We start from the raw sequence: 13678 nt of genomic DNA on the forward strand, positions 1-13678 counted from the left end.
CATTTTGCGGGTTGTGCGATAAATGGTGCGGGATCACGCAAGACGAAATGCTGTGAGCGGGCGCTTTATTTAGACAAAAGTCTATGACTCGAAACTGCGTGGGTGATGCGATAGAAACAGTTCCAGCGGGAGATGCAACAATGTTGAAGATGGCGCCAGCGGCGCTGCTCAATCACTATATGGGAATTTCGCGGCTATTGGCCGGTCAGTTAGAGTTCCGCTCGGCTATACGCGCCGTTGCAGCAGAAATTTCGCATATCATTCCCCACGACCATCTCGACGTCTGCATCATCATGCATGGCGGAAAATATCACACCGCCTATGAAACCGGGCTCGAAACCGCATGGGGAAACACCCCGCCTGCGCTTGTCTCAGGCAGTCCGATCCGCGCTCTTCTCTGGGCGAGGTTCCCTATCAGTTGACTGATGATGCCTGCAACGACCCGCGTTTCAATTTCAAGGGTTCCTTTATCCGGCCAGTGTTCGAGCAGGGCCTGCGCAGCCGTATCCATGTACCTCTGAAAGTTGAGGGAGATATCATCGGCGCACTTAGTTGTTCGTCGCATCAAACGGGTCTCTACACCATGGACGATGTCGAGAATGCGCGTTCCATTGCCGATCTTCTATCCGCCTATTTCTTCGCCTTGCGCGCCGCCGAACAGGCACAGCAATCGGCCATTGTCGAAGCGGAAGCCCGTGTCCGGGAAGAAGGCCTGCGCCTTGGCGCGCTCAATTTGACCGAAGCGCTCGAGAGGGAACGCCAGCGTATCGGCATGGATTTGCATGATCAGACATTGGCGGACCTGACCCGTCTTGCCCGGCGTTTGGAGCGCCTGGCGCACGAGCCGCATGTCTCCGGCGAAGAGCTGGAGCCGCTTGTCCGCAGCCTGCAGCACAGTATGCAGGATTTGCGGCAGATCATCGAAGATGCCAAACCCTCGGTTCTCCAGCTCTTCGGCTTCAGTCAAGCCGTTGAAAATCATCTCGACCGGTCGGTGCGTGAGAGCGGTACCGGGGTTTCCACCGAATTGATTGACGAAACCAAGGGGATCATTGATCAACTCGATGAGACCATATTGATCGCTCTCTTTCGCATCACACAGGAAGCCATCAACAATGCCATTCGCCACGCCCACGCCAGACATCTTTTGGTGCGGCTGTTCGAACGGGGCGGCAGCATCTCCATCGAAGTCATCGATGATGGTTGCGGCCTGAAAACAGGACGGCGTTCTGGCGGCGGTATCAATAATATGAAAACGCGTGCACGGCTGATTTCGGCGAAGTTTTCAATTGGTTCCAACAGAGAGAATCTTGGAACCCATGTCACTGTTCATTTGCCACTGGCCACCCTGCGCGAGCGCCAATTGTGAGGAAGCCTTGATGAAAGTCCTGATTGTCGAGGACGATCCACTGCACCGGTCCTATCTGCACGAGGCGGTGAATGCAGCCCTCCCTGAGTGCGATACCATTGTTGAAGCCGAAAACGGCACCGAAGCGGAAAGGCTTGCGCGCGATCACAAGTCGGCTCACATCGTCATGGACCTGCAGATGCAGACCAGAAATGGCATCGAGGCTGCCCGGACCATCTGGAAGGAGCGGCCGGATACCCGCATCCTGTTTTGGTCGAACTATTCGGATGAAGCCTATGTGCGCGGCGTTGCCCGTATCGTGCCGGATGGCGCCGCCTTCGGCTATGTCCTCAAATCGGCTTCGGAGGAACGGCTGAAACTTGCTCTGCGCAGCATCTTCATTGAGGCTCAGTGCGTTATTGATCGCGAAGTGCGCGGCATGCAGCAAAAAAGTCTTGGCCAAACAAAAGGTGTCAGTGACAGCGAGTACGAAATCCTGATTGATATTGCGCTGGGATTGACAGACCGGGCCATTGCACGCCGCCGCAATCTTTCATTGCGCAGTGTCCAGAACAGATTGCAGCAGCTCTACGAAAAGCTCGACGTCTACCAGAGTTCATCGGATGAGCAGGACGAAGGCCGTTTCAACCTGCGGGCACGCGCCGTCGCTGTGGCATTGCTGCGTAAGCTTCTGAACTACAATGCTCTGGAGCGCGCTGAGACCGAGCTTGCCGAGTGGCTTGATATTCGAAACTAAACCGCAGGAAAGTCTGGGATCAATTCTTCTGCCGGCATGGATTGCAGCAGGGTTTCGCGGGCTGAGCGCAAATGGTTGCGGCAGGCAATATCGACCTTCTTCGGATCGCGTGAGCGCAGAGCGCTGATATAGTCCAGATGCTCTTCCAGCGCCTTGGCGTTGCGCGCCCGCTCGTTCACTTTTCTCCATTGATAATGGTAGTGAAACACGATCGCGATCACGTCATAGAAATCGATGACAAAGCGATTGCGCGAGGCCGAATGGATCATCCGGTGAAAGCGCTCGTCCAGTTCGGAAAAATCGAGATAGCGGTTCTCGATATCGCGCAGCAGCACATGGTGATCCGCCTCCAGAACATCCAGTTCGTGCAACGCGGGATGGTCTTCAGGCAGCTTCGTGAACGCTACCGCCGACCGCAGCTCAAATATTTCGCGGATTTCGAACAACTCAAGCGCGAATGAACGCGTAAAGCCTTTCAAGACCCAATGGCTGTTCTTGCGTTTTTCGATAAGACCAAAACGGCTGAAGCGGATCAGGAATTCCCGCACACTTGATGTACCCACACCAATATCCCGCGCCAATTCCAGCTCGTTGATTTGCATGCCGGGTTGCGAGCCGCCAGCGAGAATGCGCTGCATGAAACTGCGCTCGATGACCTCCGAAAGAGAATCTGTTTCTTCATCCGGGAAGTAATCTGCTTTGACAGGCTTGCGCAGCACGGTCTTGCTGCGTTTCGTCCATTCAATCAGCCCCTTCTCCACCATGGTGCCGAGGATGGCGCGAACCGTTGTACGGCTGATGCCGAGCTTTGCTCCGAGTTCAGGCTCTGAAGGAAGTGTCTCGACCTCCTTGAGAAGCAGAAGGCATTTATTGTAGCCTTCCTTGAACACCGTATTCTGCTTTGACATTTTGCCTCTTCATCTGTGCGACCGAGCACCATCCAGACACAGCCCATTGTGTTTTATCCATAATAAACGTTGACGGCAAAATGTATTTTGTCGATAAAAGACGAATTGCACGGATATTGACATCTCGCATCCTTGCTTTCACCATTAACTGGTTCTGGGAGGAGCAGTTGGATATCCGTAAAATTGGCAAAACGCCTCTGGCCGTTACAAAGATCGGCTTTGGCGGGGCTGCAATCGGCGGGCTTTACCGCGAATGCACGCGCGATGCAGCGATGGAAACGCTGCAGGCGGCGTGGGATGCTGGTCTGCGCTATTTTGATACGGCTCCCTTTTACGGTTTTGGGCTTTCGGAACGGCGGACCGGCGATTTCCTGCGTGACAAGCCGCGCGACACATACGTACTTTCGACCAAGGTTGGCCGGTTGTTACGGTCTGTCCCGGAGGATCAGGTGCCGGATCATTCCTATGTAAAGCCGCTGCCCTTCGCCGTGGACTATGACTACAGCTATGACGGCATCATGCGGTCCTTCGAGTTCAGCTTTGCCCGCCTTGGCTTGAACCGCATCGATATTCTCTATGTGCACGATATCGGCGTCTATACACACGGAGCGGCGAAGAATGCGGTTTATATGGGCCAACTTCTTGGCGGCGGACTGAAGGCACTTGAAGAACTGAAATCCTCCGGCGCCATTTCCGCCTATGGGCTTGGTGTCAACGAGGTGGATGTCTGCCTCGATGTCATTGCCAAACATCCGATTGATTGCATTCTTCTTGCCGGACGTTATTCCCTGCTCGACCGCTCCGCTGAGCGCGGCTTGCTGGACGTCTGCCGCGAGCAGCAGATATCTCTGGTGATCGGCGGTGTGTTCAATTCGGGAATTCTGGCAACGGGCCCGATTCACGGTGCCAATTTCGACTATGGTCCCGCATCCGAGGATGTTCTGGATCGGGTGCGCTCCTTGCAGAATATTGCCGTCAGACACAACATCCCGCTAGCGGCCGCAGCCCTTCAGTTTCCGCTGCGCGAACCGGTCGTTGCCAATGTGCTGATCGGCACCGCAAAACCATCAAGCCTGACGCGCAATATCGAGCTTTTATCCAGCAAAGTACCTGAATCCATCTACGCAGAAGCCGAGCAATTCACCATCCGTTGAGACGCTTGCAAAGAATACGCATTTAAATTAGCTTCGCATCATCGATGTTTTTTATCGATAAAGAGCGGATTGAAAGCGCCCTCTCAATCCGGATTATAAACAGTAAATTCGGCGCTTTGAGAGGAACGAAACCATGAATTCCAAGGGAACACATATCAATCGCAGAACAGTCCTCGGCGCCGCCGGCATTGCTCTGTTTGCCGGAATGATATCTGTCGCACCGGTTCAAGCCGCCGACGTTACCATTCCAATTATCGTCAAGGACACGACATCTTTCTATTGGCAGATCGTCCTCGCCGGCGCGCGCAAGGCAGGCAAGGATCTTGGCGTCAAAGTACCCGAGCTCGGAGCTCAGGCCGAGTCCGATATCAATGGCCAGATTACCATTCTGGAGAATGCGGTATCCGGCAAACCTGCCGCCATCGTCATCTCGCCGACCGAGTTCAAGGCTCTCGGCAAGCCCATCGATGAAGCGGCAAAATCCGTCAAGATTATCGGCATTGATTCCGCAGCTGACTCAAAGGCATTCACCTCATTCCTGACCACGGACAATGTTCAGGGCGGACGCGTGGCAGCCGATGGTCTTGCCGCCGCCATCAAGGAAAAATATGGCAAGGCTGAAGGCGATGTAGCCCTGATCACAGCGCTTCCCGGCGTAGGCTCCCTCGACCAGCGCGCCAAGGGCTTCAAAGAGCAGCTTGCCGCTAAATATCCCGGCCTCAAACTGATTGCCGACAAGGTTGCCGATGGACAGGCGACGACCGGCCTCAACATCACAACCGACCTGATTACCGCCAATCCGAACCTGCGCGGCATCTTCACATCCAACCTGATCATGGCGCAGGGTGCCGGTCAGGCGATTGCCGAAAACAAGGCGCAGGACAAGATCAAGGTCATCGGCTTCGACAGCGATGAAAAACTGATCAAGTTCCTCTCGAACGGCACTCTGGCCGGATTGATCGTCCAGGACCCTTACCGTATGGGCTATGACGGCATCAAAACCGCTTTGGCAGCATCCAAGGGCGAGAAGACCGAAGCCAATGTTGATACAGGGGCAAACCTGATCACCAAAGCCAACATGAACGAGGCGCGCGCGCAGGAGCTGCTCAACCCGAAGCTCAACTGATCCCAACCGGGCTTTGTCTCGACATGCTCAACAATCAGTGGGGCCACCATGACAGATCATGATATTTCGCACCGGTCCGGGAGCGGACCGGGTGAGGTTATATCCGCAGTGGCGGCCCACCTGCCTATTCTCGAATTGCGCGGACTGGAGAAACAATATCTCGGCACGCATGCCTTGAAACCTGCCGATCTCGCCTTCAAGGCCGGAGAAATCCATGCCATTGTCGGCGAGAACGGTGCGGGGAAATCGACGCTGATCAAACTCCTGACCGGCGTTATTCCCCGGACATCAGGGGACATATTCTGGCGCGGCGAACCCGTCGCATTGTCAACACCGCTGGAAGCGATTCAGCACGGTATCAATGCCGTGCATCAGGAAGTCGTACTGTGCCCGCATCTTTCGGTCGCTGCAAATATCTTTCTCGGTGAAGAGCGGCGCCGGTTCGGTCTGCTGCAGCATCGCCACATGGTGCGTGAAGCTCAGAAAATCCTCGATGATCTTGGTTTTGCCCTGCCTGCCCATGCCCTTTTGAGTGATCTGACCATCGGTCAGCAGCAATTGATCGCAACCGCGCGTGCGGCAACGCGTGGCGCGCGCTTCCTCATTTTCGACGAACCGACCGCCTACCTCACCCGCGAAGAAGCCGCCCAGCTCTTTGCGCTCATCCGCCGCCTGCAGCAGAGCGGTGTGACCATTGTCTATATCAGCCATCGCATGGAAGAAGTCTTCGAACTTGCCAACCGCGTTTCAATCCTGCGCGACGGGAGGCTGGTGGGCACACGCAACATCAATGAAACCAACGAGAATGAGTTGATCAGCCTGATGATCAACCGCTCGATCGAGCAGATTTATCACAAGGACCAGTATGCTTTCGGCAAGACCATTCTGGAGACGCGCAATCTTTCCGGCAATGGCTTTGAAGACATCAGCATCAGCGTGCGCGAAGGCGAGATCGTCGGCCTCTACGGCTTGATCGGCGCTGGACGCAGCGAGTTCGTCACAACGATCTTTGGCCGCCATCCGAAATCATCCGGCGCTATTTTCTGGGATGGCAAGGAAGTTAAGATCGAGCGCGAACGGGACGCAATCAAGCTCGGCATCGCGCTTGCCCCGGAAAGCCGGCGTGATCAGGGATTGTGCCTCTCCCTGCCCGTTTCGCTTAACCTCAACCTGCCGATTTACAAGCAGCTGAGCCAAAACCTTCTGATCTCGCATCGCGACGAATCCAGCCATGCGGATCGGCAGATCGCGGACCTTCGCATCAAGACGGCTTCGCGCAACGCCAGTGCTGCAAGCCTTTCGGGCGGCAATCAGCAGAAGATTGTCATCGGCAAATGGCTCAATCATGGCGCCAAACTGTTCATCTTCGACGAGCCTACCGTCGGCGTGGATGTGGGCACAAAGGCCGAGATTTACCGGCTGTTCTCGACACTTCTTGCCAATGGTGCGGGGATTATTCTGATCTCATCCTATCTGCCCGAGGTCTACGAACTCGCCGACACATTGCATGTTTTCCGCCGCGGCCAATTGGTGGCCAGCCATCCGCACAAATCGGTGACACATGAAGATATTCTAACCCAAGCACTCGGATCAGCGGCTGCTGATCCGGCCACACGCAATTGATCTGTTCCGCTGCGGCCTACTACCCGCGCCGACTATCTGGAGAACTTTCCTGATGAGCCTGGAAACCAAAGAGACTGGCACCACCCCCAAGCGGCGGTTCAATGTCCTGTTCGGACTGACCCTGTTCGCCTTGCTGGCTGTGCTTTGGTGCATTCTTGGCTTCTGGACCGAGAGCTTCATGACCGGGAACAATATCTCCAACCTCCTGCGGCAAGGTTCGATGATTGCGATCCTCGCCATCGGCCAGACCTTCGTGATTATCACCGGCGGCATTGATCTTTCCGTCGGCGCGATCGTCGGCTTCACCAGCGTTATTGTCGCCTGGCTGTTGGCCAACGGTTTTCCGCTCTGGGCTGCTATCCTCATCACGCTGGCCATTGGGGTCTGTATCGGCCTGTTTCACGGTTTCGGTATCGTTCGTCTAGGCCTGCCGCCGTTCATCATCACGCTGGCTACCCTTACGTCGCTCCGCGGCATCGGTCTGCTGATCACCAACGGCGCGACGATCTCCATCGACAATGACCCTTTTACCGAATTTTCACGCAACGATTTCATCGGCATTCCCAATCTCTTCTGGATGGTCATCGCCGTTGGCATTCCCGCTTATATCTTCCTGCACCACAGCCGTTGGGGGCGTTATCTGTTCTCGGTTGGATCCAATGCGGAGGCATCGCGGCTTTCGGGCGTCAATGTGAAAGGCACCATTTATCTCGCCTACACATTGTCTGCTGTCTGCGCATCGTTCGTCGGCCTGTTGCTTGCCTCGCGTATTGGCATCGGCAACGCCACACAGGCGGAAGGCTGGGAATTGCAGGCTATCGCTTCGTCCGTTATCGGCGGCACCAGCCTGTTCGGAGCCGTTGGTTCCATTCACGGGCCGCTGCTCGGCGCTTTCATTCTGGCAACGATCAACAATGGTGCGAACCTTCTCAACGTCAATTCGTTCTGGCAGCGCGTCATCACCGGCGTTCTTATTATCGTGATCGTTTATTTCGACCAGTTGCGCCGCCGCCGGAGATAGACCGCCGCCAGATCAGGGCTCAACCGGGATCAGCAATCGCACATTTGCTGATCTGCCTTGCAATATCAGGCATTGCATATTCCGCGCATCCCATTACATAAGGCTCGCTGGCCAAAACCAGTGTTCCGGCAGGCTTTTTGCGCCGGTAAAGAATTGAATAGTGAACAGAGCAACGCCCGGCTCTTTTCATGTGTTGATATGACGTATCAAGCGAGAGAGCCAGGGATGACTGCATCAGCGACTGCGACAGCAACAAACGTTCTTGAAACCAACGAGGTTTCAGCACCGGTTGCTTTTCCTATTCCGGACAATGTGTTTGCCGAAACCGTTACGGAGGTACGCCATTATACGGATCGCCTGTTCCGCTTTCGCATCACCCGGCCAGCCAGCTTCCGCTTCCGTTCCGGCGAGTTTGTCATGATCGGTCTGCCCAATGCTGAGAAGCCGGTTTATCGCGCCTATTCCATCGCCAGCCCGTCTTGGGATGAAGAAGTCGAGTTCTTTTCCATCAAAGTGGAAAACGGACCGCTGACCGAACATCTGCAAAAGATCAAAAAGGGCGACACTGTCCTTTTGCGCAAGAAGTCGACGGGTACGCTCGTTCTCGATGCGCTGCTTCCCGGCAAGCGACTCTATATGCTGTCGACCGGCACCGGCGTTGCGCCTTTTGCCAGCCTGATCCGCGATCCGGAAACCTACGAAAAATTCGAAGAAGTCATTCTGGTTCAGACCTGCCGCGATGTGGCTGAGTTGAAGTACATCACGGAAATGGTCGAAGGCATCAAGGATGATCCGCTGATCGGCGAGTTTGCAGCAGACAGCCTGCGGCTTTATACGACGACGACCCGCGAAACATTCACCCATATGGGACGCATCACCGATCTTATGAAAAGCGGCAAGCTTTTCAGTGACCTCGGTTTGCCTCCAATCGATCCTGAAACCGATCGCGGCATGATTTGCGGTTCCATGCACATGATCTACGACACGAAAGCCGTGCTGGAATCATTCGGGCTTGTCGAAGGCGCGAACAACAACCCGGCGACCTATGTCGTCGAGCGCGCATTCGTCGGTTAAGACCCAAGACGAATTTTGAAAGAATATACCCGGCTCGATCCATGAAGGATTGAGCCGGGTTTTCTTTGTGTGGTTCATCAAACATGCCACGGACGATGCGCTCACTGATTTGTGAAATTCCGGAAAATTCAGGCACAGCAAGCCTTTATCCGCTTTCGGCCGCTGTTTTGGCAGGAGCCTGCAAACCTGTGGCAACCTGCCTCTTCAAACTCATGAGGGCACATGCTATATGGTTCAATGTAATAAGCATCCTTATGAGTTTTAAATCTCGTATCATGAATAACACGCCCACTCTTGGCTTTCTGCTGCATGACGTTGCTCGGCTGTTGCGTAAACGGTTTGAGCAGCGGGCAAAGTCCTTTGGCCTAACCCGGTCACAGTGGCAGACCTTGGCTTACCTCAACAACAATGAGGGAATCCATCAGGCGGGACTGGCGGAAATTCTTGAAATTGAGCCGATCACGCTCGTGCGCATTCTGGACAAATTGCAGGAACGCAATTTGATCGAACGGCGCCGTCATGCCACCGACCGGCGCATCTGGCTGCTGTTCTTAACCGATGAAGCCCGGCCGCATCTGGCCGATATGCGCGTCATCGGCGATGTTACCCGCTCGGAAGCACTGGCAAACGTATCGGACGCTGACCGGGAACATCTTATCCGCACTCTAACTCTTATGAAGTCCAATTTGATCGATGCCTGTCAGACACCGGTCGATGACAGGAAGACACATCATGGCTGACGGATCCCCCAACTCCCGAATTCCCGCCAATTCAGACAAGGCTCTCACACCCGAACAGAACAAGACCGTTCTCGAAAAGCGTGACGCAAATACCGAAGCGCCTGCGGCAGCACGCGCTCAGGAGTCCGCGCCTCTGCCGGATATCAAACCGGTGCCAACGCGCCGCAGCCGCGCGCGGCCAATCCTCTTTGCCGCGCTTCCCATCGCTCTCATCGTCGGCGGTTATTTCTATGTGACCGGCGGCCAGATCATGTCCACGGACAATGCCTATGTTCAGGCCGATATGGTCGGCGTCTCGACCGATATATCCGGACTGGTCAGTTCGGTTGATGTGCATGACAACGAGATCGTCAAGCAGGGACAAATCCTGTTCCGCATCAATCCGGACGTCTATCGCATAGCGCTCGAAGGCGCACAGGCGCAACTCGGCACGGTGCGCAACCAGATCCTGAACCTGCAGGCCAGCTACAAGCAGACATTGGCGGAAATTGCGCAGGCAGAATCCGATATCCCCTTTTATCAGAAAACCCTGCAACGGCAGGCAGACCTGACCAACACCGCTGCCGTGTCCAAGGCCACCTACGATCAGGCCAAGCATGACCTCGATGCGGCCCAACAGAAGGTCGATGTCGCCAAGGCACAGGCTGCCACCACACTGGCCCAGCTTGGCAATGACGTCGATCAACCCGTTGAGCAGAATCCATCTTACCTCGCCGCAAAGGCCACCGTGGACAAGGCACAGCACGATCTGGATTCAACCACCGTGCGCGCATCTTTTGACGGCGTTGTCACCAATGTCAGTTCCTTACAGGTGGGTGCTTATCTTCAGGCAGCGCAGGCGGGCTTCAGCCTGGTTTCCACCACGCATATGTGGGTGGCAGCCAGCCCGAAAGAGACTGAGCTTACCTATGTAAAGCCGGGCCAGTCGGTCACGGTGACGGTCGATACCTATCCGGGCGTTGAGTGGAAGGGCACTGTATCAAGTATCAGCCCCGCCTCCGGCTCCAGCTTTTCACTTTTGCCTGCGCAGAACACGACAGGTAACTGGGTAAAGGTGGTGCAGCGCATTCCCATGCTCGTCAGCGTTGGCGACCTATCCGGCAAGCCACCCTTGCGCGTTGGCATGAGTGTGACGGCTGAGGTGGATACTGGCCATGCACGCGGTCTGCCACATTTTGTGGAAGCACTCTTTGGCAGCAAGGATCATGTCTAACATCATCGCGCTACCGGGCGTTGCGCCCATTGCCAATCGCGGCATGATCACGGCCTGTGTCATTCTGGCCGTGATCATGCAGGCGCTCGACACAACTATCGCCAATGTGGCGCTTCCCTACATTCAAGGCAGCGTTTCAGCCAGTGCGGATCAGATCAACTGGGTGCTGACGTCCTACATCGTCGCTGCGGCGATCATGACGCCGCCCTCGGGATTCCTCGCTGCACGCTTTGGCCGCAAACGCGTTTTGCTGACGGCCATTGCCGGCTTTGTCATCGCTTCCGTTCTGTGCGGCATCGCCCAATCTCTGCCTCAGATCGTCGCGTTCCGTCTGCTGCAGGGCTTTTTCGGCGCGTCGCTCGTACCGTTGTCACAAGGCATTCTGCTCGACATCTATTCGGTCGAAGAGCGCGGCTCGGCCATGGCCTTGTTCGGTGTATCGGTCATGGTCGGACCCGTGCTTGGACCTGTCATCGGCGGATGGCTGACAGACAATATCAGCTGGCGCTGGGTGTTTTACATCAATGTTCCCATTGGCCTTCTGGCCTTTGCCGGTATCGTTGCATTTGTCACGGAAACGGGACGCGAGGTGAAAGCCAAGCTTGACTGGTTTGGCTTTGGCACGCTCAGTCTGTCCATCGCCGCATTGCAGCTTTTCCTTGATCGCGGCGAACAGCTCGACTGGTTTTCGTCAGGCGAAATCCAGATCGAGGCACTGGTCTGTTTCAGCGCTTTTTACCTCTTCCTGACACATACATTCACGGCGCAGAAATCCTTCGTCAATCCAAGACTGTTTCTCGACCGGAATTTTGCCGTCAGCATGTTCTTCATCTTCATTGTCGGCGTAACCTACCTTGCCTCGCTCGCGCTGATGACGCCCTATCTGCAAACCCTCATGGGTTATCCGGTCACGACAGCCGGTATCGTCATGGGCCCGCGCGGTGTTGGCACGATGGTCTGCATGTTCATCGTTGGACGGCTGATCGGCAAGGTCGATACGCGGTTGCTGCTTGTACTTGGCCTCGGGCTGACGGCTTGGGCAATGTATGACATGACTGGCTGGACACCTGATGTTTCGCAATGGACCATTGTGTCCGTCGGCTTCGTGCAGGGTGCTGGTCTTGGCTTTCTGTTTGTTCCATTGACGACGATTGCCTTTGCCACGCTCCCCGCCAGCATGCGCGGCGAAGGCACAGGGCTTTACAATCTGTCGCGTAACATCGGCTCCAGTGTGGGCATATCCATCGTCACGGCGCTGATCACCGAGAATGTGCAGACCAACCACGCTTCGATTGCCGCTTATGTTACCCCCTTCAATCATGCGTTTGATGCACCGGCTGTCATGCAGCATCTTGATCCGCTGAAGGCCGCGGGCCGCGCATCGCTTGACGGCATGATCACCCTGCAGGCAACGATCATTGCTTATATGGATGACTTCAAGCTGCTGATGATCATGTCGCTCGTAGCGATCCCGCTTGTCTTCCTGCTGCGCAAACCTGCCGCAAGCGCTGCACCACCGGATCATAGCGCCGTGATGGAGTGATCAGAGCCTCCGGACCATAAAACGGGGCGGGCGTTCGATGAACAGCCCGCCCCTTTTCTGTCAGCAACTCAAATGCTTATGCTGTTGATACTATCGCGCGGGTGGTGCGTACATGAGTCCGCCCGCATTCCACAAAGCATTGATGCCCCGGTCGATTTTCAACGGACTATCCTTGCCGAGATTGCGGTCGAACATCTCGCCATAATTACCCGTGGTCGAGAGGATGTTATAAACCCAGCGCTGATCAAGTCCCATGGGCTCACCTGTATTGCCTTCGGCGCCCAGGAACCGCCGGATCGAAGGATTGCCGGATTCCAACATCTTGGCGACGTTTTCCTTGGTCACACCCAGTTCCTCGGCCTCGATCAGGGAGAAGAGCGTCCAGCGGACAATGTTGAACCACTTGTCATCACCCTGCCGTACTGCCGGTCCCAAAGGTTCCTTGAAATGATCTCTGGCAGAACCATGAAGCCGTCCGGATCAGCCAAAGTCAGCCGCTGCGAATAGAGTGCGGATGCATCTGTCGTATAGACATCGCACCGCCCCTTGTTGAGGGCGCCGATTGTTTCGTCAGGCCGGTCAAACGCGATGATTTCATAGGTAAGATTGTTGGCCTTGAAATAGTCCGCAACGTTCAATTCGGTCGTGGTCCCGGTTTCCGTACACAGCGAGGCACCGGACAGTTCCTTGGCACTCTTCACGCCGAGCGACTTTTTCACCATGAAGCCCTGCCCGTCATAATAGGCCGTGCCGACGAACTTGAGACCCATTGATGTATCGCGCGAAAGCGTCCACGTGGTCTGGCGGGATAAAAGATCCGCTTCGCCGGATTGCAGTGCCGTAAACCGGTCCTTGGTCGACAACGGAATGAAGTTGACCTTGCTCGCATCCCCAAAGATCGCCGATGAAACGGCACGGCAGAAATCAATATCGAAACCTGTCCACTGTCCCGTATTATCAGCATTGGAAAAGCCGAGAACGCCTTGGCTGACGCCGCAATTGACGCGTCCCCGTTCCTTGATGACCGAAAGCGTATCAGCCTTGGCTGGCGTGACTATGAAGGCTGCTGACGCCAGCAGCAAAGCAGCAATAGAAATCCGTTTCATTGTGTTCTCCCTTGTTTTCATTGAGCAATACAGTGCCTGCGCGCCTGACGCACATCAGGGCGTTA

The 13678-nt window shown here is 55.4% G+C and carries 10 protein-coding genes and 2 pseudogenes; 10 read left to right on the forward strand and 2 right to left on the reverse strand.

All coding sequences use genetic code 11. The annotated features are described in order from the left end of the window. Positions 1 to 140: 140 nt before the first annotated feature. Together HB779_RS00335 and HB779_RS00340 are read left to right on the forward strand one after the other, a co-directional pair. Positions 141 to 1369, forward strand: a pseudogene (locus tag HB779_RS00335) (GAF domain-containing sensor histidine kinase). Between the two features lie 10 nt (positions 1370 to 1379). After that, entirely contained in the window at positions 1380 to 2105 is a 726-nt protein-coding gene (locus HB779_RS00340) for a response regulator transcription factor (protein ID WP_188342382.1), read from the forward strand. Here HB779_RS00340 and HB779_RS00345 read toward each other — a convergent pair. Next, on the reverse strand, positions 2102 to 3013 hold the full coding sequence (locus HB779_RS00345) for a GntR family transcriptional regulator (RefSeq protein ID WP_188342383.1): 912 nt from the start codon (positions 3011 to 3013) through the stop codon (positions 2102 to 2104). The two genes, HB779_RS00340 and HB779_RS00345, sit on opposite strands and share 4 nt — an antisense overlap. A gap of 167 nt (positions 3014 to 3180) precedes the next feature. Between HB779_RS00345 and HB779_RS00350 the strand changes: the two genes are divergently transcribed. The 8 genes from HB779_RS00350 to HB779_RS00385 all read left to right on the forward strand — a co-directional run bounded on the left by HB779_RS00350 (position 3181) and on the right by HB779_RS00385 (position 12507). Beyond that, a complete protein-coding gene (locus HB779_RS00350) occupies positions 3181 to 4167 on the forward strand; it encodes an aldo/keto reductase (RefSeq protein WP_188342384.1) in 987 nt (328 codons plus the stop codon). Positions 4168 to 4300: 133 nt separating this feature from the next. Then, the gene (locus HB779_RS00355) at positions 4301 to 5293 is read left to right on the forward strand and encodes an ABC transporter substrate-binding protein (protein WP_188342385.1); all 993 of its coding nucleotides are present in this window, start codon (positions 4301 to 4303) and stop codon (positions 5291 to 5293) included. A 48-nt stretch (positions 5294 to 5341) separates the two neighbouring features. After that, complete coding sequence (locus HB779_RS00360; RefSeq protein WP_188342386.1) at positions 5342 to 6916, forward strand: sugar ABC transporter ATP-binding protein; 1575 nt, start codon at positions 5342 to 5344, stop codon at positions 6914 to 6916. 52 nt (positions 6917 to 6968) lie between these two features. After that, positions 6969 to 7937 carry an ABC transporter permease gene (locus HB779_RS00365; RefSeq protein WP_188342387.1) on the forward strand — a complete coding sequence of 323 codons (969 nt, stop codon included), beginning with the start codon at positions 6969 to 6971 and terminating at the stop codon, positions 7935 to 7937. A 225-nt stretch (positions 7938 to 8162) separates the two neighbouring features. After that, on the forward strand, positions 8163 to 9011 hold the full coding sequence (locus HB779_RS00370; RefSeq protein ID WP_188342388.1) for a ferredoxin--NADP reductase: 849 nt from the start codon (positions 8163 to 8165) through the stop codon (positions 9009 to 9011). Positions 9012 to 9286: 275 nt separating this feature from the next. Continuing rightward, positions 9287 to 9751, forward strand: a complete 465-nt coding sequence (locus HB779_RS00375; protein ID WP_188342389.1) for a MarR family winged helix-turn-helix transcriptional regulator — start codon at positions 9287 to 9289, stop codon at positions 9749 to 9751. Then, complete coding sequence (locus HB779_RS00380; RefSeq protein ID WP_188342390.1) at positions 9744 to 10964, forward strand: HlyD family secretion protein; 1221 nt, start codon at positions 9744 to 9746, stop codon at positions 10962 to 10964. The genes HB779_RS00375 and HB779_RS00380 overlap by 8 nt, the downstream gene beginning before the upstream one ends. Beyond that, the gene (locus HB779_RS00385) at positions 10957 to 12507 is read left to right on the forward strand and encodes an MDR family MFS transporter (RefSeq protein WP_188342391.1); all 1551 of its coding nucleotides are present in this window, start codon (positions 10957 to 10959) and stop codon (positions 12505 to 12507) included. Before HB779_RS00380 ends, HB779_RS00385 begins: the two co-directional genes overlap by 8 nt. 90 nt (positions 12508 to 12597) lie before the next feature. Here HB779_RS00385 and HB779_RS00390 read toward each other — a convergent pair. Further along, positions 12598 to 13613, reverse strand: a pseudogene (locus HB779_RS00390) (amino acid ABC transporter substrate-binding protein). Between the last annotated feature and the right edge of the window lie 65 nt (positions 13614 to 13678).

It is taken from the genome of Phyllobacterium sp. 628 (genome assembly GCF_014189505.1).
In the GTDB taxonomy this organism is placed as follows: Bacteria; Pseudomonadota; Alphaproteobacteria; order Rhizobiales; family Rhizobiaceae; genus Phyllobacterium.